Source organism: Nonomuraea sp. NPDC049637, assembly GCF_040675235.1.
GTDB lineage: Bacteria > Actinomycetota > Actinomycetes > Streptosporangiales > Streptosporangiaceae > Nonomuraea.
Genome location: NZ_JBFAOM010000018.1, coordinates 130,548 through 151,189, shown reverse-complemented (window position 1 = coordinate 151,189; position 20,642 = coordinate 130,548). Strand labels below are relative to the sequence as shown.

Genomic DNA, 20,642 nt, shown 5'->3' with positions numbered 1-20,642 from the left:
GACGGCTTACCGGTTTATCGTGACGCCATGACCACGCTGACGTTCGACTCACTGAACCCGGCTACCGGCGAGGTCGTCGGCAGTCACCCCAAGAACGACACGCAGGCCGTGCACGAGGCCGTGGCCAGGGCCGAGACGGCCGCGGAGTGGTGGGCGGCGCTGCCCGCGGGCGAGCGCAGGCGCCGCCTGCTCGACTACAAGGCGGTCATCACGCGTCGCCTCCGGGAGCTGGCCGCACTGGTGCACGAGGAGACCGGCAAGCCCGTGGGCGACGCCACGCTGGAGATCGTGCTGGCCGTCACGCACCTCGACTGGGCGGCCCGCAACGCCGCCAAGGTGCTGGGCCGCCGCCGCGTGGCGACCGGCATGCTGGGGCTCAACCTGGCCGCCACCCTGGAGTACCTGCCGCTCGGCGTGGTCGGCGTGATCGGCCCGTGGAACTACCCGGTGTTCACCCCCATGGGGTCCATCGCGTACGCGCTGGCCGCCGGCAACGCGGTCGTGTTCAAGCCCAGCGAGCTCACTCCCGGCGTGGGCGTGCGGCTGGCGGAGCTGTTCGCCGAGTCGGTGCCCGAGCAGCCGGTGTTGCAGACGGTGACCGGGCTCGGCGAGACCGGCGCGGCGCTGGCCGCCGACCCCCGGGTGCGGAAGGTGGCCTTCACCGGCTCGACCGCCACCGCCAAGCGGGTCATGGCGGCGTGCGCGGAGAACCTCACGCCCCTCGTGGCCGAGTGCGGCGGCAAGGACGCCTTCATCGTGGACGCCGACGCCGACCTGCCCGCCGCGGCCGACGCCTGCCTGTGGGGCGCGATGTCGAACGCGGGCCAGACCTGCGCCGGCGTCGAGCGGGTCTACGTGGTGGACGCCGTGTACGAGCCGTTCATGCGGGAGCTGTCGGAGCGGGCCGCCCAGGTCAAGGCCGGCCAGGACTACGGCCCGATCACCATGCCGGCCCAGATCGACATCATCCGGCGGCACATCGACGACGCCACCAAGTCCGGAAAAGTGGTGACCGGCGGCCCCGACTCGGTACGGGCGCCGTTCGTCGACCCGGTCATCGTGGCGGACGTGCCCGAGGACTCCCCGGCCGTGCGCGAGGAGACGTTCGGGCCGACGATCACCGTCCGGCGCACCCGCGACGCGCAGGAGGCGCTGGAGCTGGCCAACGCCTCGGCGTACGGGCTGGCGGGCACGATCTTCTCGCGGAACGCGCGCCGGGCGACGCAGCTCGCGCGCGCGATGCGGACCGGGATGACCGCCGTCAACTCGGTCATCTCCTTCGCCGGGGTGCCCGCGCTGCCGTTCGGCGGGGTCGGCGACTCGGGGTTCGGCCGCATCCACGGAGCCGACGGCCTGCGCGAGTTCACCAGGCCGAAGGCGGTCTCCCGCCAGCGCTTCGCCCTGCCCGGCATGAACCTGACCTCCTTCAGGAGGGGGCCCGACGAGCTTGAGCGACTGATCAGGCTTGTCACGTTCTTGCACGGACGACGTAAAAGATAATCATCGCGCTCTTTCCCAAATCCGATCATCCGTCCATAATTGTGTGCTCTGGGGGCCACGATCATGTTGGACGGGTGGAATGTGAACCGGTCTTACCGGGGAATGTCAGCTGAGCAAAGGCTGGCGGACAGACGCGAGCGGCTGATGACGGCCGCCTACACGCTATACGCGAAACCAGGTTTCGCGGCGACGACCATCGAAAGATTGTGCTCGGAGGCGCGGATCTCCAACCGCGCCTTCTACGAATGTTTCGGCGGCCGCGAGGAGTTGCTCCAGGCGCTGCACGAGCGGTGCGTGGAGGAAAGCCTCGCAGTTGTGGCCAAAGCGTTACAGGAGGCGCCGGGCACGCTTGACGGAAGAGTCAAGGCGGGGATTCGCGCCTATATCGAGTTCGCCGCCGCCGACTGGCGGCGGGCCCGCATCATGCACCTGGAGGTACGCAGATCGGGCGACGTCCTGACAGCCTCGCGTCAGCGGGCGGTGGACTCCTTCGCCCGGCTCGTGGAGGAGGCGTCGGCGGATTTCCCGCAGGCCCGCTCGCTGAATCGGCGTCTGGTGGCGCTTGGCGTAATTGGCGCGCTGCAAGAGCTGCTGATCGAATGGATACTGGCCGACGAGCAGCCGACCATCGACGATCTGGTCGAGGTGGCGGTGCACATCTTCATCCGCAGCCTCAGTCCGTCGTGACCCGCCGATTACCCGCAGTGATGGGGTCACAGAATAATCACTTTCACAGTTCTTTGCGAGTGCCCACGCCCGTGATAGCGGGCCGGCCGAAATCTACATTCCCTCTATATTCGGCTCGTGAAAGGGCACGGGCGACGGCTGATCGGCGCCCGGCCCCGATATGTGACCTCAGGCCACCGCGGCCGCGGGAACCTCGACGTGCAGGACCCGATTCAGCCGGGTCACCGCCAGGATCCGCATGATCCGCGGGGGCACCCCCCGAAGAACGAGGCGGCGTTGCACGCTGATCGCGCGCCGATGCGCTCCGACCAGCACCCCGAGCCCGGTGGCGTCGATCATCTCCAGCTTGGAGAGGTCGAGGATGAGGTCGCCCTCGCCGGCGTCGAGCGCGGCGTGCAGCCGTTCGCGCACGCCGGCCGACGTGCCGGCGTCGAGCCGGGCGCCGATCCGTACCGTCTGGCCTCGTGGATTACGCCGGACGCGCATGCCACCTCCTCAATCACGCACACGGCGTGTGGTCGCCGGGATCGAAACCCCCGCTCTCCTCCCCTACCCATCTATCGGGAGTGACACGACAGCCGTCAGCAGGAACTGCCCGTCGCCGGTGGGACGGGCCGTCATGCGGCCGCCCACGGCGGCCATCCGCTCGCCCATGCCGGACAGCCCGCTGCCCAGGTCGTCGGCCTGCCTGCGCGCCACGCCGTCGTTGCGCACCGCCAGTTCCGCCTCCTGGTCGGTGAACCGCAGCGTGATGTCGCAGAAGGTCGCGGCGCTGTGCTTCAGCACGTTCGTGACCGCCTCACGCACCGCGTAGGCGAACACCGGCGCGACGCCCTGCGGCAGCTCGCGGTGCGGCAGGCGCACCTCGCAGCGGACGCCGGCCGCTTCGAGCACTCCCTTCACGCTATTCAGCTCAGCGGTCAAGTCAAGTTCGCGGTAGCCGCGCACGGCCTGGCGCAGCTCGCGCAGGGCCTTGCGGGTCAGCGTGTTCACCGCCGCCATCTCGTCCTTCGCGGCCTTGCCGTCGGCGTCGGCCAGCCGTACGGCCAGCTCGGTCTTGACGGCGATGGCCGAGAGCTGGTGGCCGACGAGGTCGTGCAGGTCCCTGGCGAAACGCAGCCGCTCCTCGGCCAGCGCCAGCCGGGTGTGCGCCTCGCGGCCGTCGTGGGCCTGCACGGCCAGCGACCAGATCCAGGCCCACATCCTGTTGGTGCAGGGCAGCGCCGTGGCCCACACGACGTCGAGGGCGGCGATGACGAGCAACGACACGAGGAAGGAGTCACCGCTCAGCGCCAGCAGGCCCGTCCCGCCCAGCACGGAAAGCGCGCCGAGCCCGACGCAGGCCGCGCACGTCGCCGCGCCCAGCGCCAGCGCCCGGCGCGCGGGCAGCCCGATCACCACCACGGACAGCCAGACCATGGGCACGAACCCCCAGCCCATCGGGTCGGCCCCGCCGAGCAGCGCCGCCAGGAACGCCAGAGCGCCGGTCCACACGACCTCCCTCGTGGGATACCGGCGCTCCATGACCGCGGCGACGACGCGTACGTAGAGCCAGGTGAAGGCGAGCGCCGCGATCGTCGCGAGCGCCAGGCGCGGCCAGCCGGCCGCGCCCGAACCGAGGCTGAACACGGTCGACGCGATCAGGAAGATCCACATGATCACGAGCGTCGAGTTCAGCATCCGGCGGGCCAGCCGGCGCGCCCGCGTGATCGCGTCCATCTAGCCGGCGCGCAGCACGTCGCCGAGCTTCAGCCGGGCGCCCGTGCGCAGCACCGCCCGCTCGTAGACCTTCGCGCCGAACGACAACACCGCCAGCACGGCCACGGCCATCGCCGCCATGGACGCCGCCACCTGCCACATCGGCACGTCGGCCGCCGCCATCCGGACCGGCATGATCATCGACGAGAACGGCGGGATGTAGGACATCACCGTGGCCAGCGTGCCCGTGGGGTCGTTGGTGGCGTAGAAGGCCACGAAGTACGTGACCATGATGAGCATGGTCAGCGGCGACATCACGCTGCTCACCTCCTCCTGGCGGGAGACCAGCGAGGCGAAGGCGGCCGCGAGCGTGGCGAAGAACGCGTACCCGAGCACGAACCAGACCAGGACGGCGACCACCAGCCCCGGCACACCCGGCGGGAAGTCGGCGGCGAACCCCGACACCGACGTGGCGACCAGGCCGACGGCGAGGATGGTGAGCAGGTTGATCAGCCCGAGCACGCCCAGCCCGACGATCTTGCCGCCGAGCAGCTGCCACGGGCGCACCGCCGCGAGCAGGATCTCCACGATCCTGCTGCCCTTCTCCTCCACGACGCCCATGGCCACCATCATGACCTGGCCCATGAGCAGCATGAAGAGGACGAGCACCAGCACCACGGCGATGCCGGTCTTGGCCGCCTGGTAGCGGGTGTCCACGCCCACGGAGACCATCTGCAGCGGCGGGATCGTCACCCCGGCCGCGCCGAGCCGCATCTCCCGGTTGGTGCTCTGCATGAGCACGCCGAGCTTGCTGTCGATCTCGCCGTCGGTGAGCACCTTGTCGCCGTTGACCAGCACCGCGTCCACGTCGCCGGCCAGCACGGCCTTCTTGGCCGCGGCCTCGTCGGGGAAGGAGCGCCACTCGAACTCGGCGTCCGGCGCGGCGGCCTTCAGCGGGAGCTGCTGGGAGTTGACCGTGCCCAGCGTGTACGAGTCGTTCCCACCCATGATCTTCGGCGCGAAGGAGACCGCCGCCACCAGCAGCGCGGTCACCAGCAGGCCGACCAGGAACGTCTTCGTGCGCACCTGCGTGACGATCTCGCGGCGGGCGACCAGCATCAGTCCGTTCACGCCACGGCCTCCTTGAAGATCTCGGTGAGGGTCGGCTGCTCGACCCCGAAGTGCTCGACGCGGCCCGCCTTCATGGCGCGGCGCAGGATCTCCTGGTCGTCGCCCTCGGCCGTCCGCAGGGTGTGCAGGCCGCCGTGGACGGTCACCGTGCCCGGCAGGCCGTCGGCCCAGCCCGGGGCGGGGTCGCGGACCTCCACGCGCAACGTGTCGCCCTCGGCGGCGCGCAGCTCGGCCACCGTGCCCGTCGCGACCATCCGGCCGCCGGAGACGATGCCCACCGAGTCGCACAGCCGCTCAACCAGGTCGAGCTGGTGGCTGGAGAAGATCACCGGCACGCCGCTCCTGCAGCGTTCCTGGAGCGCCCCGGCCAGGGCGTCCACGGCGAGAGGGTCGAGCCCCGAGAACGGCTCGTCCAGGACCAGCGCCTCGGGGTCGTGCACCAGCGCCACGGCGAGCTGCACGCGCTGCTGGTTGCCCAGCGACAACGTCTGCACCGCGTCGCCCCTGCGCTCGGTCAGCCCCAGCCGCTCGATGAGCTCGTCGGCGGCCTTCTTCGCGGCCGCGGGGGCGAGCCCGTGCAGCCGGCCGAAGTACTCGATCTGCTCGCTGACCCGCATCTTCTGATACAACCCGCGCTCCTCGGGCATGTAACCGAACCGCGTGCGGTCGTCGTAGCCCAGCGCGCGGTCCCGCCAGCGCACCGATCCGGAGTCGGCCTGGAGCACGCCCATGACGATGCGCATCGTCGTCGTCTTGCCCGCACCGTTCGCGCCCACGAAGCCGTACATCTCGCCCGGACGTACCGTGAAGCTGATCCCGTCCAGGGCGACCTTGCCGCCGGGGTTGTCGGGACCGCCCGCGAAGCGCTTGCGCAGCTCGCTGATCTCGAGCATCAGGTCCTCTCTCTCGTCATGGGTAGATTGTGGCTTTGGCGGCGTTCGCCCTGGTAGTCGTGGAAATCATGCGCGCGACATGGAAAGCGCGTCCCGTTCGGATGACATTTGTCATTACGCTGGGCTCATGACGCGTGCCGACAAGGACAAGCCCGTCGTCCTCTCCCGCATCTACACCCGTACGGGCGACGACGGCACCACGAACCTGAGCGACATGAGCCGCGCGGCCAAGACCGACACCCGGCTGGCCGCCTACGCCGACGTCGAGGAGGCCAACGCCTGCCTCGGCCTGGCCCTGTCCCACGGCACCCTGTCCGCCGACCTCGTGGCGCTCCTCGTGCGCATCCAGAACGAGCTGTTCGACGTGGGGGCCGACCTGGCCACACCGGTGGTGGACGAGCCGGAGTTCCCGCCGCTGCGCGTGGAGCAGTCCTACATCGACCGGCTGGAGGAGCAGTGCGACCGGCTCAACGCCGAGCTCCAGCCGCTGCGCAGCTTCATCCTGCCCGGCGGCGACCCGGCCACGGCCGCGCTGCACCTGGCCCGGGTGACCGTACGCAGGGCCGAGCGCACCACGTGGGCGGCGCTGGAGGCCCACGACGACGTCAACCCGCTGACCGCCAAATACCTCAACAGGCTGTCCGACCTGCTCTTCATCGCCTGCCGGGTCGCCCACGGCGGCAACGAGATCCTCTGGAAGCCCGGCGGCACCCGCTAGGCGACGTCGAGGTAGGCGCTGGGCGGCGCCGACTCCAGCCAGGCGAGGAAGCCGGTGAGGGCGTCGGCGCTCATCGCCAGCGACAACCCGCGCGTCGTGCCGCCGCAGTCGACGGCGTAGAGGCCGCCGTCGATCTCACGCCGAGCGGAAACGACGAGGCCGCGCCTCGCGATCGCGTGGCGCGGCCTCAGTCGGACGCCCATGAGCGGAATCCAGTGGAGCTCACCGTCGGCGTAGCGGGCCACCCCGCTCTGCCACCCTCGGCTGCCCACTTTCAGCCGACAGGGTACGCTGCCGCGCGAACGCGCGAGCGTCACCCCTCGCAGGACCACGAGGACGACCAGCAGCAACAACAAAACCGAAACCGTCGCCACCATGGCCGCCCCCCTGAATCCCGTTGTATGTATTAAACCTCTTCGCCCGCCGCGCGCAGCCGGGCCCTGGCCCGCTTGGCCTCGATCGCCGCGTCGGCGTCCTCCTGGTTGGCCTCGATCGAGGCCTGAGCCCGGTCGAGAGCGTCTCGGGCGGCCGCGACGTCGACCTCGGAACCGAGCTCGGCGACCTCGGCGAGCACCGACACCTCATCATCGGCCACGGAGATGAACCCCCCGTGAACGGCCGCGACGAGCTCGGGCTCACCTTCCCGCTTGACGCGCAGCACGCCGCCCTCGACGAGGACGCCGAGCACGGGTGCGTGTTGCGGCATAATACCGATCTCGCCGTCAACGGTCTTGGCAATCACCATGTCGGCCTCGCCCGACCAGATCTCACGCTCGGGTGAGACAACCCCTACGCGTAGCTTCGCCACTTCAGCAGGTTCCTTTCCGATCAGGTAGCGGCACGGGTTCTCCCACCCGTGCCACTACCGTAGGGCGATCAGCGACGCTCGAGTTCCTTGGCCTTGGCCACGGCCTGGTCGATGCCGCCGACCATGAAGAACGCCTGCTCGGGCAGGTGGTCGTACTCGCCGGCGCACAGGCCCTTGAAGGAGGCGATCGTCTCGTCCAGCGGGACGTTCTCGCCCGGCTGGCCGGTGAACGCCTCGGCGGCGTACATCGGGTGCGACAGGAACCGCTCGATGCGGCGGGCCCGCTGCACGGTGACCTTGTCCTCTTCGGACAGCTCGTCGATACCGAGGATCGCGATGATGTCCTGGAGCTCGCGGTACTTCTGCAGGATCCGCTTGGTCTCCTGGGCCACCCGGTAGTGCTCCTCGCCCACGACCTGCGGGTCGAGGATCCGGGAGGTGGAGTCGAGCGGGTCCACCGCGGGGTAGATGCCCTTCTCCGAGATCGGCCGGGACAGCACGGTCTGCGCGTCGAGGTGCGCGAACGCGTTGTGCGGGGCCGGGTCGGTGATGTCGTCGGCGGGCACGTAGATCGCCTGCATGGAGGTGATCGAGTGACCGCGCGTCGAGGTGATGCGCTCCTGGAGCACACCCATCTCGTCGGCCAGCGTCGGCTGGTAACCCACCGCGGACGGCATGCGGCCGAGGAGGGTGGAGACCTCCGAGCCCGCCTGCGTGAAGCGGAAGATGTTGTCGATGAACAGCAGCACGTCCTGCTTCTGCACGTCGCGGAAGTACTCCGCCATCGTCAGCGCGGACAGGGCCACCCGCAGACGGGTGCCCGGCGGCTCGTCCATCTGGCCGAAGACGAGCGCGGTGTCCTTGAGGACGTCCGCCTCCTCCATCTCCAGCCAGAGGTCGTTGCCCTCACGGGTGCGCTCGCCGACGCCGGCGAACACCGAGGTGCCACCGAAGTTGCGGGCGACACGGCGGATCATCTCCTGGATGAGAACCGTCTTGCCCACACCGGCGCCACCGAACAGGCCGATCTTGCCACCCTGCACGTACGGGGTGAGCAGGTCGATGACCTTGATACCCGTGACCAGCATCTCGGTACGGGACTCGAGCTGGTCGAAGGGCGGGGACGGCCGGTGGATGCCCCACTTCTCGGTGACCTGGAGCGAAGCGGTCGGCACGTCGAGCGACTCGCCGAGCGCGTTCCACACGTGACCCTTGACGACGTCGCCGACGGGCACCGAGATCGGGTGGCCGGAGTCGGTGACGGCCGTACCGCGGACCAGGCCGTCGGTGGGCTGCATGGAGATGGCGCGGACCAGGTTGTCACCCAGGTGCTGGGCGACCTCCATGGTCAGGGTCTTGGTCTCGCCGCCGAGGGTCACCTCGACGTTGAGCGCGTTGTAGATCTCGGGCATCGCCTCGACGGGGAACTCCACGTCGACGACGGGCCCCTTGACGCTGGCCACACGACCGGCACCGGCCGACGTGGGCTCAACAGTCTCAACAGCCTCTGCAGTCATTTCACTCTTTCCCCGCTGCGGCGTCAGCCAGCGCGTTGGCGCCTCCGACGATCTCGCTGATTTCCTGGGTGATCTCGGCCTGGCGAGCCTGGTTCATCTGCATGGTGAACACGCGGATCAGCTCGTTGGCGTTGTCCGTGGCGGACTTCATGGCGCGGCGGCGCGCGGCCTCCTCCGAAGCAGCCGACTGCAGCAGCGCCGTGAAGATGCGGGACTCCACATAGCGCGGCAGCAGCGTCTCGAGCACGTCGCCCGCGGTGGGCTCGAACTCGAAGTACGGCGGGATCGTCTCGGTGGCCGTCGCCTCGGTCTCCTCGACCTCCAGCGGCAGCACGCGCTTGACCACGACGTTCTGGGTCAGCATCGAGACGAACTCGGTCGAGACGATGTGGATCTCGTCGATCCCCGCCTCTTCCTTGAAGGAGTCGATCAGCGTCTGCGCGATCTCCTTGGCGTCGGCGTAGGCCGGCTTCCTGGAGAAGCCGACCCACTGGCCGCCCATCGTACGGTTGCGGAAGCTGTGCCAGGTGACACCCTTCCGGCCGGTGACGAACGGCACCACCGTCAGGCCGCGGCTCTCCAGCAGCCCGCGCAGGGCCTCGGCCTCGCGCAGGACGTTGGCGTTGAAGCCGCCACAGAACCCGCTGTCGCTGGTGACGATGAGGACGCCCGCCTTGGCGGGGTTCTCCTTCGCCACGGTCAACGGATGGTCGACGCTGGCCGCGTTGCTGACGACGCCGGTGACGGCGCGAGTGATCTCACGCTCGTACGGCAGCGCCGCCTGCATCCGCATCTGCGCCTTCACGATCCGCGAGGAGGCGATGAGCTCCTGGGCGCGCGTGATCTTGGCGGTCGACTTGACCGACCTGATCCGCCGCCGCAGCAGCCTTAGCTGGGCACCCATGAGCTACTTCTCCGTCGCCGGACGGACGACCTTCTTGATCTTCTCCTGGCCGACCTCGTCGGCCTCGAGCGGCGCCACCGGCTCGTCCTTGACCAGGAGCTCGCCCGAAGAGGTGGTGAAGCCCTTCTTGAACTCCGTGACGGCGTCCTTGAGGCTGGTCACCGCGTCGTCGGACAGCTCGTTGGTCTCGCGGATGCTGTCGAAGATGCCCTTGTGGCTGCTCTGCAGGTAGTCGAGGAACTCCTGCTCGAAGCGGCGGATGTCCTCGATCGGAACCTCGTCGAGCTCACCCGTCGTGCCCGCCCACACCGACACGACCTGACGCTCCACGGAGAACGGCGAGTACTGCGGCTGGATGAGCAGCTCGGTCAGGCGCTGACCGCGCTCCAGCTGGGCGCGGGAGGCCGCGTCCAGGTCGGAGGCGAAGGCCGCGAAGGCCTCCAGGTCGCGGTACTGCGACAGCGACAGACGCAGCGTGCCGGCCACCTTGCGCATCGCCTTGATCTGCGCCGAGCCACCGACTCGGGAGACCGAGATACCGACGTTGATGGCGGGACGGATACCGGCGTTGAAGTAGTCGGTCTCCAGGAAGATCTGGCCGTCGGTGATGGAGATGACGTTGGTCGGGATGAACGCCGACACGTCGTTGCCCTTGGTCTCGATGATCGGAAGACCGGTCATCGAACCGCCGCCCATGTCGGCGGAGAGCTTGGCGCAGCGCTCCAGCAGACGGGAGTGGAGGTAGAAGACGTCACCGGGGAACGCCTCGCGGCCCGGCGGGCGGCGAAGCAGCAGCGAGACGGCGCGGTAGGCGTCGGCCTGCTTGGTGAGGTCGTCGAAGATGATGAGGACGTGCTTGCCCTGGTACATCCAGTGCTGGCCGATGGCCGAACCGGTGTAGGGGGCGATGTACTTGTAACCGGCCGGGTCGGAGGCCGGGGCGGCGACGATCGTGGTGTACTCCAGGGCGCCGGCCTCTTCGAGACGGGAGCGCACCTGGGCGATCGTCGAGCCCTTCTGGCCGACCGCGACGTAGACGCAGCGCACCTGCTTCTCGGGGTCGCCCGACAGCCAGTTGTCGCGCTGGTTGAGGATGGTGTCGACGGCCACGGCGGTCTTGCCCGTGCCACGGTCACCGATGATCAGCTGGCGCTGGCCGCGGCCGATCGGCGTCATGGCGTCGATCGCCTTGATGCCGGTCTGCAGCGGCTGCTTCACCGGCTGCCGCTGGACGACCGAGGGGGCCTGCAGTTCGAGGGCGCGCAGGCCCTCGGACTCGATCGCGCCCTTGCCGTCGAGGGGGTTGCCGAGCGGGTCGACCACACGGCCGAGGAAGTTGTCGCCGACCGGCACGGACAGGACCTCGCCCGTCCGGCGGACCGTCTGGCCTTCCTCGATCTTGCTGAAGTCGCCCAGGACCACGACGCCGATCTCTCGGGGGTCGAGGTTCAGGGCCAGGCCGCGCGTGCCGTCCTCGAACTCGAGCAGCTCGTTCGCCATCGCCGAGGGAAGGCCGGAGACATGGGCAATGCCGTCGCCGGCGTCGACGACGGTCCCGATCTCCTCGCGCGCGGCGCCTTCCGGTTCGTACGCCTGGACGAAGCGCTCAAGCGCGTCCCGGATCTCGTCCGGCCGGATCGTAAGCTCCGCCATCTCTACTCTGTCTCCCTATTCATTCGGCGCTCACTGCGCCTCAGCCGGCCAACCGGCGGCGGACTTCTTCAATTCGTCCCACGATCGTGGTGTCGATGATCTCGTCGCCGATGCGGACCGAGAACCCACCGAGCACTCGCTTGTCCACCTCGACGTTCAGGTGCACGTCGCGACCGTAGGAGGTGCGCAGCCAGTCGGCCAGTCGCTGCTTCTGCGCGTCGGACAGCTCGACCGCGCTGCGCACGACCGCCACCAGGCGTCGGCGCTGCTGGGCCACGAGCTGGCCGAACTCCTCCAAGCCCGTCTCCAGGCTACGCCCTCGCGGGTGCACCGCCAGCTGCGTGATCAGGCGCTGGCTGGTGGGGGCGACCTTGCCGCCGAGCAGGTCGCCCAGCAGCTGCCGCTTGCCCTCCGCGGGCGCGGCCGCGTCGGCGAGCGCGCGTCGGAGGTCGGGGTTGGCGGCGACGATGCGGCCGAAGCGGAAGAGCTCGTCCTCCACGTCGTCGAGCCTGGACTGGCCCTCCGCCTCGGCGGCCGCGGCGACGACGCCGAGCCGTTCGAGCGAGTCGGCCAGGTCACCGGCGCGCGACCACCGGACCGAGACCGCGGCCTCGGTCGTGGCGATGGCCGCCTCGGAGACCTTGCCGCCGAGCAGGGCGCGGATGGTGCCCGCCTTCTGCTCGGCGGGCCTGGCCGGGTCGGACAGCGCCCGGCGCAGGCCGTGCTCGCGGTCGAGCAGATCCGCGACGGCGAACAACTCGTCGGAGAGCGCGCCGAGGTCGGCGCTGCCCGCGACCGCGTTGAAGCGCTCCTCGACCTCTGCCAACGAGGTCCTGCTCAGACCTCTCATTAGCGCACCGCCTGCGCGTTGCTGCTCTCGAGCTCGTCGAGGAACCTGTCCACGATCCGGCTCTGGCGGACCTCGTCCTCGAGGGACTCGCCGACGATGCGGCCGGCCAGCTCGGTGGACAGGCGGCCGATCTCCGTGCGGAGCTGCGCGAACGCGGCGGCGCGGTCGGCCTCGATCTGGGCGTGCGCGGCCTCGACGAGACGACGGGCCTCGGCCTGCGCCTCCTCGCGGAGCTCCGCCTTGATCTGCGCGGCCTGCTCGCGAGCCTCTTCGCGGAGCCGGCCGGCCTCGCGGCGGGCCTCCTCGAGCTGCTGCGCGTACTGCCGCTGGAGGTTCTGCGCCTCGGCCTGGGCCTCCTCAGCCCTCTTGATGCCACCCTCGATCGCGTCGGTCCGCTCGGCCAGAGTCTTCTGGATGCGCGGAACGAGAATCTTGCCGACGACGAGGAGGACGACGAGGAACGAGAAGATACCGACGACGAGCTCGAACGTGTGCGGAAGGAGCGGGTTCGCCCCTTCTTCCTGCGCGAGGAGCGTAGCTGCCTTAATCATGGGTGCAGCCTTTCGTCAGAATTCTTCTGGTCCTAGATGCCCTGGAAGATGAAGGGCGCGACCAGACCGATCAGGGCGAGGGCCTCGGTGAGGACGAAGCCGAGGAGCATGTTCTGGCGGATCAGGCCGTAAGCCTCGGGCTGACGCGCGATGGCCTGCACGCCCTGACCGAAGATGATGCCGACGCCGATGCCGGGGCCGATGGCGGCGAGACCGTAACCGATGGCGGTGACGTTGCCGGAGACCTCAGCGAGAACGCTCATTGCTATTTCCTTTACTGGACGGCCGGTGAAGGGAGTCCCACCGGTCATGGATATTCCGGTATGTGGTTCTCAGTGATCCGGGTGCAGCGCGCCGCCGATGTACATCGACGCCAGCATCGCGAACAGGAACGCCTGCAGGAACTGGATGAACATCTCGAACCCGGTCAGGAGGATCGTCATGAGCACGCCCACCACGCCGACGGGTGCGCCCAAGGGCGTCAGCTTCTCGAACAGGAACCAGAAGCCGACCATGCTGAAGAACGCGAGCAGCATGTGACCGGCGAACATGTTCGCGAACAGTCGGACCGCGTGCGTGAACGGCGCGATGATCATGTTCGACAGGAACTCGATCGGCGCCAGAAGGAAGTAGATGGGCTTGGGCAGGCCGGGCGGGAACATCATGTTCTTGAAGTAGCCGATGCCGCCCTGGTGCTTGACGCCCAGGTAGATCTTGATCGCGTAGATCGAGAGCGCGAGGACGGCCGGGAACGCGATGTGCGAGGCGACCGGGAACTGCGCGAGCGGGATCACCCCGAGGATGTTCCAGAACAGGACCAGGAAGAAGAGCGTGACCAGCAGGCCCATCCACCGATCGGCGTCCTTGCCGAGGAACGGCCGGGCGATCTGGTCGCGGACGAACATGTAGCCGTACTCGACGACGTTCTGGGTGCCCCTCGGCACGAGCTTCGGCTTGGCGAAGGCCACCCAGCACACGGCGATCACCACGAGCGCGCTGAGCATCGCCAGCAGCACCGGCTTGGTGAACCAGGTCACCCCGGGAATGATCGGCGTGAACGAATTGAACAGCTCATCGGGCGATGGCGCCCGGAAGTTGTCTTCGGGGGCGAGGACCGTCAGCGCAATCACGCGGCGTTCCCTTCAACGTCGTAGTGGATCACAAGGGTTTCCTCAGCGAGGCGATCGCTGCGTCGGGTTAGCGACCGAACTTCCGGTAGACCGCGTAGCCGCCGAGCACGACCCCAAGGACCACGCCTATGGGGAAGAACGCGGACATGTCGAGCCACCGGTCCAGCAACCACCCGAGACCGCCATAGACCGCCATCCCGGCGAGCAGATAGCTGGGGACTGACCACATGGCATCGGAGAAGTCGCGACCGTCGTGTTCCGGCCGGCGTTCCTGTGCGCTCATCGCGGCCCCGACGATAGCAGGCGAGTGGAGGACTAGTCATATCGGACCCCATCCCTTTACCTGCCTCATGAGTCGCCCTTTCTGGGGACCGAGGCTTCGGGGTCGACGTAGAGCATCTTGGTCTTCATGAACGCGCGGACCTCGAACCCGGTCCAGACGAGCGTGCATCCGACCACGGACCACGCGAAGGCCTGGGTGTTCCAGGCGGTGGTCTCACGGAAGGCGGTGAGCACCGCCATGATGGCGATGACCTTGACGAGGTAGCTGACCATGGCCGCGATCGCCATCATCTGCGGGGAGACGCGGGCGGCATAGGAGACCGCTACCACGCTGATGCTGAAGAAAACCCCGACGAGCAAGGTGCCGAGGGCCGCGCCGAGCGCTCCCTTGCCGCCCGCGAGGAGGAACGCCACGATGACCGCGACCACCCCGACCGCGAAGGTCGGAACAGCGGCGCTCTTGAGTACGCGCACGTCGTTGGCCTGCATCGGTGCTCCATCAGCATGTTGTCAAGCGAGCGTTTGCTACCTCCAGAACATGTGCGTCCGGAGGTCCCTGCTCGTGAAAGATATCACAAGCTCACGGAAGACCGCTTTTACCTGCCGTTTCTAGTTCCCGATCACGGACGGCTCGGAAATGCAGGAATGACCGGTTTGCCCTCGGCGCTCGCGCGTTCCTGCGCCGAAGGGCCGCCCTGCGGCGGCATCTGCCGCCTGACCTGGGTGTCCGGGCCGATCGGCGGCATCGGGCCGGTGGGCGGGCCGTCGTCGTCGGGCTGCTTGTCGCGCGTGGCGGCATGCGCGCCGCCCCTCCCCCGCCACCGCGGCGCGGCCATCAGGACGAGCACCGCCAGCGCCAGCACGATCACCACGACGAACAGCAGCACCGGCACGCCCTCGCGGGACATCGCCACCAGGCCGAAGGCGAACAGGAACGCCCACGCGTACATGATCAGCACCGAGCGGCGGTGCGAGTGGCCGATGTCCAGCAGCCGGTGGTGCAGGTGACCGCGGTCGGGCGCGAACGGCGACATGCCGTGGGACGTGCGCCGGACCACGGCGGTGATCAGGTCGATCAGCGGCAGGACCAGCACCGCCGCCGGCAACATCAGCGGCAGCAGCACCGGGACCTTGTTCATGTCCTCGATGGCGGCCGGGTCGAGCGGCGTCACCGTGACGATGGAGGAGGCGAGCACCAGCCCGATCAGCATCGCCCCGGTGTCGCCCATGAAGATCTTGGCCGGATGGAAGTTGTGCGGCAGGAAGCCCAGGCACGTGCCGATGAGCACGGCCGCGATGGCCGCCGTCGTGGTGATGTTCCCCACGCTCATGCTCTGGGCCAGCAGGATCGAGTACGCCCACGTGGCCATGGCGGCGATGCACACGATGCCGGCCGCGAGCCCGTCGAGCCCGTCGACGAAGTTCACGGCGTTGATGGTGACCACCACGATCATGATGGTGATGATCGTGCTCAGCGTGTAGTCGAGGCTCGTGGAGCCGCCCCAGTCCTTCGGCAGCGGGATGTAGAGCAGCCGCAGGTCGAAGTAGACCAGCACGCCCGCCGCCGCGATCTGCCCGCCGAGCTTGATGAAGGCGTCCATGCCCCACCAGTCGTCGAGGAAGCCGGTGAGCGTGATCAGGCCGCCGGCGACGATCAACGCGGTGACGGCTCTGCCGTCGTATCCCGACAGCGCCGCGCCCGTGTGTTTCAGCTGGCTGGCGACCAGCAGGCCGACCACCAGGCCGCCGTACATGGCCAGGCCGCCGAGCCTCGGAGTCGGCGTGGTGTGCACGTCGCGCTCGCGAACCTCGGGCATGGCGCCGATGCGGATGGCGAAGCGGCGCACCAGCGGGACCAGCAGATACGTCACCGCTGCCGAGATGAGCGCCATGAACAGGTATTCGCGCACGGACCTAGTTTCCCGGATGCTCCGGCCAGCTGTGACCGGAAACCGACACAGACCAGCTTAATATTCGCTGAGATATGGCTGATGGATGGCGAGAAGCGCCGCCACTCTTTCCCTGACCTCGGGCGCTGCGGCCGGGTCGCGCACGGACATCGACAGCAGACTTCCCAACTCCTTCATCTCGCGCGGGCCCATGCCCTGCGTGGTCACACAGGCCGTGCCCACCCGGATCCCGGAGGTGACGGCCGCCGGCTCCGGATCGTACGGGATGACGTTGCGGTTGAGGGTGATCCCGGCGGCCACGCAGCGCCGTTCGGCCTCGGCGCCCGAGACGCCCAGCTCACGCAGGTCGATCAGGGCCAGGTGGGTGTCGGTGCCGCCGGTGACCGGACGCATGCCCTCCCCGTCCAGCGCGTCGGCGAGCGTGCGGGCGTTGGCGACGACGCGGCTCGCGTACTCGGCGAACTCCGGCCGCAGCGCCTCCCCGAACGCCACCGCCTTGGCCGCCACCGCGTGCATCAGCGGCCCGCCCTGCACGAACGGGAACACCGCCCGGTCGATCTTGGCGGCCAGCTCCTCCGTGCACAGGATCGCGCCGCCGCGCGGCCCGCGCAGCACCTTGTGCGTGGTCAGCGTCACGACGTCCGCGTACGGCACCGCCGACGGGATCACCCCGCCCGCCATCAGCCCGATCGGGTGCGCCACGTCGGCCAGCAGCCACGCGCCCACCTCGTCGGCGATGCCGCGGAACACCGAGAAGTCGATCAGCCGCGGGTACGCCGTCGCGCCGCACACGATGACCTTCGGCCGGCGTCGCAGCGCCACGTCCCGCACCTCGTCGTAGTCGATGAGCTCGGTGTCGCGCCGCACGCCGTAGGAGGCGACGTCGAACCACCGTCCCGAGAAGTTCACCTTCGAGCCGTGCGTGAGATGGCCGCCGTGCGGGAGCGCCATGGCGAGCATGGTGTCGCCGGGCTGGAGCAGGGCGGCGTAGGCGGCCAGGTTGGCGCCGGCGCCGGAATGCGGCTGGACGTTGGCGTGCTCGGCCCCGAACAGCCTGCGCGCCCGCTCCACCGCCAGCCGTTCGGCCCGGTCGACGACCTCGCAACCACCGTAGTAGCGCCTGCCGGGGTAGCCCTCGGCGTACTTGTTGGTGAGGGTGGAGCCCAGGGCGGCCATGACCGCGGGGGAGGTGAAGTTCTCGCCGGCGATCAGCTGGATGCCGGTGCGTTCGCGTTCGAGCTCGTCGAGCAGCACCTGCGCCAGCTCCGGATCCTGCCGCCGCAACCGCCCGAAGTCAGGCCCGTAGAACGGCTCCCCACCCATTTCTCCACTGTACGACCGCATGTCCGTTTTGCCCAGATAGCTGGTCCCGTGACGGGCAGGGGGCCTTGAGGTCGTTTACCCACGAAAACCGGAGGACCGCGAAGCACCGGAACCGCAATGCTCCAGGGACGGCGAGCTCCAGGGAAGGCGAAGTGCCGGAACCGAGAAGCTCCGGGGAAGGTGGAGGTCAGGGGAAGGCGTGCGGTGCGCCGGTCTGGCTGGGGATCCACCTCGGGGTGTCGTCGGCCTCGTCGCTGATCGCGGTGAGCACGGCGTGACGGTAGAGAGCCAGCTTGGATCGCCATTCCCGGATGTCCTGCACATATCGATCGCCGACCGGCGCGTCCCAGGTCTGCGGGCTCTTGGCCAGCGCGTACGCCTTGTCGAGGGCCGTGCTGAGCTTCTCCAGCATGGGCATGACGGTGTTCCACGCGGTGACGAGACGTTCGTAGTCAGGGTTGAACTCGTAGGCCAGCGGCTGGTTGTCCAGCGGGCCCGCGGCGGTGACGGGCGGCATCTCGTCCCTGCTCCTGGGCCTGGGGGCGGGCGGGTCGACGTACATCACGCGCTCCTTCCCGACGTCCCGGGATCGACCTCACCCGATGGACCGTCCGGCCTGATGTCCCTGAGCCCCCAGTCACCCTCGCCGTACTCACCGGGCGGAACCTCCATGGACGGCATGTCGAATGGCTGAACGTCGCGGACGTCGTCGATCAAAGTCGCGATCGCCTCCGGCCCGGCCGCGAAAACATCCACAGCCACAACCCCGTCCCCCTCACTCACCCACTTCCCACCGGCACCCCCGCCATCCAAGCCCTGCGCCCCACCATCCCCATGACTCCCGACACCATGCCCCCCGCCACCGTGAACAGCCGCGCCCTGCCCCCCTGTGACGCCACCACCAGCGGACACGTCTCCTCCACCAGAAACGGCCGCCCCTCCGCCGGGCGCCGTAGGCGGAATCCGCACCCCACCAGAACCGTCACCCCGCCCCGCCACACCACCATCCGCACCCGCCCGACCAGCGTCCACCGCCCCACCATCAGCCCGAGCGCCATCCGCCGCCCCGCCGTCAGCGCGACCGGCATCCGCCGCGCCGCCACCGGTACCTACACCGGCACGCCCACCACCCGCGCCCCCATCGGCACGCCCGCCGTGGGTGTTGCCGCCAGTGCCCCCGCCGGCGTCACGGCTGCCGTTGCCGGTGCCCGCGTCAGCGCGGCTGCCGTTCGCGGCCTTGTCGTCGGCGCAGGCGGTGCCGTCACTGCGGCCGGTGTCCGTAGCGCCGCCGTCGGAGCGGCCGTTGTCGCTGTTCGCGCCACCGCCGGAGCCGTCACCGCGGCCCGTGTCCGTAGCGCCGCCGTCGGAGCGGCCGTGGTTGTTCACGCCGCCGCCGGAGCCGTCGGCTCGGCCTGTGCCGGTGTCCGTGTGGCCGTTTGCGCCGTCGGCTCGGCCGTGGTCGCCGATGGGCTGGTTGCCGGTGGCGTCGGGGCGGGTTGGGGTGGAGGAGGCGCCGTCGGCGTGGGTGCCGTGGGCGTTGCCCGTGTCTCCTGGGATGCCCTGGTGGGCGCCTGTGTCGCCCGTGGTGCCGCGGTAGGTGTCTCCTGTGGTCCCCGAGTGGGTGGCCGCATCGCCTTGGGTGCCGTTGGGGGACGTGGTGTCCCCTGCGGTGCCGAAGTGGGCGCCCGTGCCTTCTGACGTGCCATGGTGGTGGCCGGTGGCAGTTGCGGTGCCGTCGGGGGACGTCGTGTCCCCTGCGGTGCCGAAGTGAGCGCCCGTGCCTTGTGACGTGCCGTAGGGGTGGCCGGTGGCGGTTGGGGTGCCGTGGTGGTGGCCGGTCGCCGTTGTGGTGCCGTGCGGGTGGCCGGTGGTGCTGTCCGAGGTGGTCGCCGAGGGGTCGGTGCCGCCCTCTCCTGTCGGCACCGACAGCCCTTCGCCTCCGCCCCCCGTCGCCCCGGCGCCATCGGCGCGCACGGTCGGCATGTCGGCGGGTTGCGCGTTGTCGACGTTCTTGAGCAGGGATTCCAGTTGTTCGGCCGTGGGCGGGTCGATGGGGACCTGGAGGACCTTCACGCCGTCGACCACCACGACCTTGGGCTTGTGCGCATCGTCCGGCTGGTCGTCCGCGGGGACGTTGGCCGTGCCGGTGTCGGCCTCCGCTCCCCGGTCGCGCCTGCTGTCCTGGTCGGGGGCCTTGGGGTCGTCGCCGGCCGGGGTGTCGCCAATTCGGTCGCCGATCCGGTCGCCGGTGCGGCCGTCTGCGCGGTCGCCGGTCCGCTCACCGGTCCGGTCGTCGGTCCGGGTGTCGTTTCCGCTGGTCCCGGTGTCCTTGTCGGCGCCGTCGCACGCCTTCCCGTCCCCGTCGGCCCTGGCACCGTCGTCACCGGTCTTGCTGTCGGGTTCCTTCGGCGTCGGCGGATGCGTCGGCTTGGGGTCGTGGTCCCTCGACGCAGGCGGGTCCGTCGGCTTGGGGTCGTGGTCCCTCGACGCAGGCGGGTCCGTCGGCTTGGGGTCGTGGTCTTTCGGTGCGGGTGGGTCCGTGGGCTTGGTGTCGGGGGTTTTGGGGGGTGGGTCCGTGGGTTTCGGGTCGTGGTCCTTCGGGGTCGGGGGATGCGTGGGCTTCGGGTCGGCGGGGTGTTCCGGAGTGGCGGGGTCGGTGTGCTTGGGCGGGTCGTCGGCGCGGGGGTTGCCGTACTTGTCGTCGCGGCTGCCCGGCGACTCCTTGGGCTCGTCGGCCGTGCCGCCGCCGCCCGTTTTCGCTGTGTCGCCAGTCTTCGCCGTGTCGCCCGTCTTCGCTGTGTCGCCAGTCTTCGCCGTGTCGCCCAGTTTCCCGTCGGCGCGCTTCTCCAGGACGGCCAGCCGCGCGTTGACGTCCTTGACCATGTGATCGGCGGAGTCGGCCACCTGGACCGGACGGTGGGTGCTCCGCGTGGACAGCCCGGCACGGCTCAGCACCGCCCTGACCTGGTCCTCGGCCGTGCGCAGCGCCGAGGACGCGTGCTTGACCTCGGTCAGCAGGTCACGGACCAGCTGCGGATCCATGCCGTCGAACTTGCCCATGGGCCACTCCCGGACGTGTCGCCGTTC

General features: G+C 69.4%; 22 protein-coding genes. 3 read left to right on the top strand and 19 right to left on the bottom strand.

Going from position 1 to position 20,642, the window contains the following annotated elements; all coding sequences use genetic code 11:
• Window positions 1-27: 27 nt before the first annotated feature.
• Together AB0J71_RS25120 and AB0J71_RS25115 are read left to right on the top strand one after the other, a co-directional pair.
• Window positions 28-1,500 (top strand): aldehyde dehydrogenase family protein, encoded by a 1,473-nt coding sequence (locus AB0J71_RS25120; protein ID WP_364416286.1) that lies wholly within the window; start codon window positions 28-30, stop codon window positions 1,498-1,500.
• A gap of 144 nt (window positions 1,501-1,644) precedes the next feature.
• Window positions 1,645-2,187: a TetR/AcrR family transcriptional regulator gene (locus tag AB0J71_RS25115; protein ID WP_352324283.1), complete on the top strand. Its 543-nt coding sequence runs from the start codon at window positions 1,645-1,647 to the stop codon at window positions 2,185-2,187.
• Between the two features lie 168 nt (window positions 2,188-2,355).
• Here AB0J71_RS25115 and AB0J71_RS25110 read toward each other — a convergent pair whose 3' ends face one another.
• The 4 genes from AB0J71_RS25110 to AB0J71_RS25095 form a co-directional block, all read right to left on the bottom strand.
• On the bottom strand, window positions 2,356-2,673 hold the full coding sequence (locus AB0J71_RS25110) for an STAS domain-containing protein (protein ID WP_352324282.1): 318 nt from the start codon (window positions 2,671-2,673) through the stop codon (window positions 2,356-2,358).
• Window positions 2,674-2,736: 63 nt separating this feature from the next.
• Complete coding sequence (locus AB0J71_RS25105) at window positions 2,737-3,906, bottom strand: histidine kinase (protein ID WP_352324281.1); 1,170 nt, start codon at window positions 3,904-3,906, stop codon at window positions 2,737-2,739.
• Window positions 3,907-5,016 carry an ABC transporter permease gene (locus tag AB0J71_RS25100; RefSeq protein ID WP_352324280.1) on the bottom strand — a complete coding sequence of 370 codons (1,110 nt, stop codon included), beginning with the start codon at window positions 5,014-5,016 and terminating at the stop codon, window positions 3,907-3,909.
• The gene (locus tag AB0J71_RS25095) at window positions 5,013-5,909 is read right to left on the bottom strand and encodes an ATP-binding cassette domain-containing protein (RefSeq protein WP_352324279.1); all 897 of its coding nucleotides are present in this window, start codon (window positions 5,907-5,909) and stop codon (window positions 5,013-5,015) included. The genes AB0J71_RS25100 and AB0J71_RS25095 overlap by 4 nt, the downstream gene beginning before the upstream one ends.
• Window positions 5,910-6,036: 127 nt before the next feature.
• On the opposite strand from AB0J71_RS25095, the gene AB0J71_RS25090 reads away from it, so the two are divergent.
• Window positions 6,037-6,627, top strand: coding sequence for a cob(I)yrinic acid a,c-diamide adenosyltransferase (locus tag AB0J71_RS25090; protein ID WP_352324278.1), 591 nt, complete (start codon window positions 6,037-6,039; stop codon window positions 6,625-6,627).
• On the opposite strand, the gene AB0J71_RS25085 is transcribed toward AB0J71_RS25090, so the two are convergent.
• The 15 genes from AB0J71_RS25085 to AB0J71_RS25015 all read right to left on the bottom strand — a co-directional run bounded on the left by AB0J71_RS25085 (window position 6,624) and on the right by AB0J71_RS25015 (window position 20,615).
• Window positions 6,624-7,004 carry a DUF2550 family protein gene (locus tag AB0J71_RS25085; RefSeq protein WP_364389097.1) on the bottom strand — a complete coding sequence of 127 codons (381 nt, stop codon included), beginning with the start codon at window positions 7,002-7,004 and terminating at the stop codon, window positions 6,624-6,626. The genes AB0J71_RS25090 and AB0J71_RS25085 overlap by 4 nt on opposite strands.
• A gap of 29 nt (window positions 7,005-7,033) precedes the next feature.
• Window positions 7,034-7,435, bottom strand: a complete 402-nt coding sequence (locus AB0J71_RS25080; protein ID WP_080042501.1) for a F0F1 ATP synthase subunit epsilon — start codon at window positions 7,433-7,435, stop codon at window positions 7,034-7,036.
• Between the two features lie 68 nt (window positions 7,436-7,503).
• The gene (gene atpD / locus AB0J71_RS25075) at window positions 7,504-8,952 is read right to left on the bottom strand and encodes a F0F1 ATP synthase subunit beta (RefSeq protein ID WP_352320423.1); all 1,449 of its coding nucleotides are present in this window, start codon (window positions 8,950-8,952) and stop codon (window positions 7,504-7,506) included.
• 1 nt (window position 8,953) lies between these two features.
• Window positions 8,954-9,856 carry a F0F1 ATP synthase subunit gamma gene (locus tag AB0J71_RS25070; RefSeq protein ID WP_352320421.1) on the bottom strand — a complete coding sequence of 301 codons (903 nt, stop codon included), beginning with the start codon at window positions 9,854-9,856 and terminating at the stop codon, window positions 8,954-8,956.
• Window positions 9,857-9,859: 3 nt separating this feature from the next.
• The gene (gene atpA, locus AB0J71_RS25065; protein ID WP_352320419.1) at window positions 9,860-11,509 is read right to left on the bottom strand and encodes a F0F1 ATP synthase subunit alpha; all 1,650 of its coding nucleotides are present in this window, start codon (window positions 11,507-11,509) and stop codon (window positions 9,860-9,862) included.
• Between the two features lie 40 nt (window positions 11,510-11,549).
• The gene (locus AB0J71_RS25060) at window positions 11,550-12,359 is read right to left on the bottom strand and encodes a F0F1 ATP synthase subunit delta (RefSeq protein WP_352320417.1); all 810 of its coding nucleotides are present in this window, start codon (window positions 12,357-12,359) and stop codon (window positions 11,550-11,552) included.
• Complete coding sequence (locus tag AB0J71_RS25055; RefSeq protein ID WP_352320415.1) at window positions 12,359-12,910, bottom strand: F0F1 ATP synthase subunit B; 552 nt, start codon at window positions 12,908-12,910, stop codon at window positions 12,359-12,361. Before AB0J71_RS25055 ends, AB0J71_RS25060 begins: the two co-directional genes overlap by 1 nt.
• 32 nt (window positions 12,911-12,942) lie before the next feature.
• Window positions 12,943-13,173: an ATP synthase F0 subunit C gene (gene atpE, locus AB0J71_RS25050; protein ID WP_138666586.1), complete on the bottom strand. Its 231-nt coding sequence runs from the start codon at window positions 13,171-13,173 to the stop codon at window positions 12,943-12,945.
• Between the two features lie 69 nt (window positions 13,174-13,242).
• On the bottom strand, window positions 13,243-14,040 hold the full coding sequence (gene atpB / locus AB0J71_RS25045) for a F0F1 ATP synthase subunit A (protein ID WP_352320413.1): 798 nt from the start codon (window positions 14,038-14,040) through the stop codon (window positions 13,243-13,245).
• Between the two features lie 67 nt (window positions 14,041-14,107).
• On the bottom strand, window positions 14,108-14,323 hold the full coding sequence (locus tag AB0J71_RS25040) for an AtpZ/AtpI family protein (protein WP_229824207.1): 216 nt from the start codon (window positions 14,321-14,323) through the stop codon (window positions 14,108-14,110).
• 65 nt (window positions 14,324-14,388) lie between these two features.
• Window positions 14,389-14,811 (bottom strand): hypothetical protein, encoded by a 423-nt coding sequence (locus AB0J71_RS25035; protein WP_364416284.1) that lies wholly within the window; start codon window positions 14,809-14,811, stop codon window positions 14,389-14,391.
• A gap of 131 nt (window positions 14,812-14,942) precedes the next feature.
• Window positions 14,943-16,232 (bottom strand): MraY family glycosyltransferase, encoded by a 1,290-nt coding sequence (locus AB0J71_RS25030; protein ID WP_352320408.1) that lies wholly within the window; start codon window positions 16,230-16,232, stop codon window positions 14,943-14,945.
• 57 nt (window positions 16,233-16,289) lie between these two features.
• Window positions 16,290-17,555: a serine hydroxymethyltransferase gene (glyA, locus tag AB0J71_RS25025; RefSeq protein WP_352320407.1), complete on the bottom strand. Its 1,266-nt coding sequence runs from the start codon at window positions 17,553-17,555 to the stop codon at window positions 16,290-16,292.
• A gap of 187 nt (window positions 17,556-17,742) precedes the next feature.
• Window positions 17,743-18,117, bottom strand: coding sequence for a hypothetical protein (locus AB0J71_RS25020; protein WP_352320405.1), 375 nt, complete (start codon window positions 18,115-18,117; stop codon window positions 17,743-17,745).
• Window positions 18,117-20,615, bottom strand: a complete 2,499-nt coding sequence (locus AB0J71_RS25015) for a hypothetical protein (protein ID WP_364416282.1) — start codon at window positions 20,613-20,615, stop codon at window positions 18,117-18,119. The genes AB0J71_RS25020 and AB0J71_RS25015 overlap by 1 nt, the downstream gene beginning before the upstream one ends.
• Window positions 20,616-20,642 lie beyond the last annotated feature (27 nt).

Coding starts and splice junctions, on each gene's coding strand:
- AB0J71_RS25015 (WP_364416282.1), bottom strand. CDS start 20,615: ATGGGCAAGTTCGACGGCATGGATCCGCAGCTGGTCCGTGACCTGCTG.
- AB0J71_RS25040 (WP_229824207.1), bottom strand. CDS start 14,323: ATGAGCGCACAGGAACGCCGGCCGGAACACGACGGTCGCGACTTCTCC.
- AB0J71_RS25110 (WP_352324282.1), bottom strand. CDS start 2,673: ATGCGCGTCCGGCGTAATCCACGAGGCCAGACGGTACGGATCGGCGCC.
- AB0J71_RS25070 (WP_352320421.1), bottom strand. CDS start 9,856: ATGGGTGCCCAGCTAAGGCTGCTGCGGCGGCGGATCAGGTCGGTCAAG.
- AB0J71_RS25095 (WP_352324279.1), bottom strand. CDS start 5,909: ATGCTCGAGATCAGCGAGCTGCGCAAGCGCTTCGCGGGCGGTCCCGAC.
- AB0J71_RS25085 (WP_364389097.1), bottom strand. CDS start 7,004: ATGGTGGCGACGGTTTCGGTTTTGTTGTTGCTGCTGGTCGTCCTCGTG.
- glyA (WP_352320407.1), bottom strand. CDS start 17,555: ATGGGTGGGGAGCCGTTCTACGGGCCTGACTTCGGGCGGTTGCGGCGG.
- AB0J71_RS25035 (WP_364416284.1), bottom strand. CDS start 14,811: ATGCAGGCCAACGACGTGCGCGTACTCAAGAGCGCCGCTGTTCCGACC.
- AB0J71_RS25020 (WP_352320405.1), bottom strand. CDS start 18,117: ATGTACGTCGACCCGCCCGCCCCCAGGCCCAGGAGCAGGGACGAGATG.
- AB0J71_RS25090 (WP_352324278.1), top strand. CDS start 6,037: ATGACGCGTGCCGACAAGGACAAGCCCGTCGTCCTCTCCCGCATCTAC.
- AB0J71_RS25060 (WP_352320417.1), bottom strand. CDS start 12,359: ATGAGAGGTCTGAGCAGGACCTCGTTGGCAGAGGTCGAGGAGCGCTTC.
- atpD (WP_352320423.1), bottom strand. CDS start 8,952: ATGACTGCAGAGGCTGTTGAGACTGTTGAGCCCACGTCGGCCGGTGCC.
- AB0J71_RS25120 (WP_364416286.1), top strand. CDS start 28: ATGACCACGCTGACGTTCGACTCACTGAACCCGGCTACCGGCGAGGTC.
- atpA (WP_352320419.1), bottom strand. CDS start 11,509: ATGGCGGAGCTTACGATCCGGCCGGACGAGATCCGGGACGCGCTTGAG.
- atpE (WP_138666586.1), bottom strand. CDS start 13,173: ATGAGCGTTCTCGCTGAGGTCTCCGGCAACGTCACCGCCATCGGTTAC.
- AB0J71_RS25055 (WP_352320415.1), bottom strand. CDS start 12,910: ATGATTAAGGCAGCTACGCTCCTCGCGCAGGAAGAAGGGGCGAACCCG.
- AB0J71_RS25105 (WP_352324281.1), bottom strand. CDS start 3,906: ATGGACGCGATCACGCGGGCGCGCCGGCTGGCCCGCCGGATGCTGAAC.
- AB0J71_RS25115 (WP_352324283.1), top strand. CDS start 1,645: ATGACGGCCGCCTACACGCTATACGCGAAACCAGGTTTCGCGGCGACG.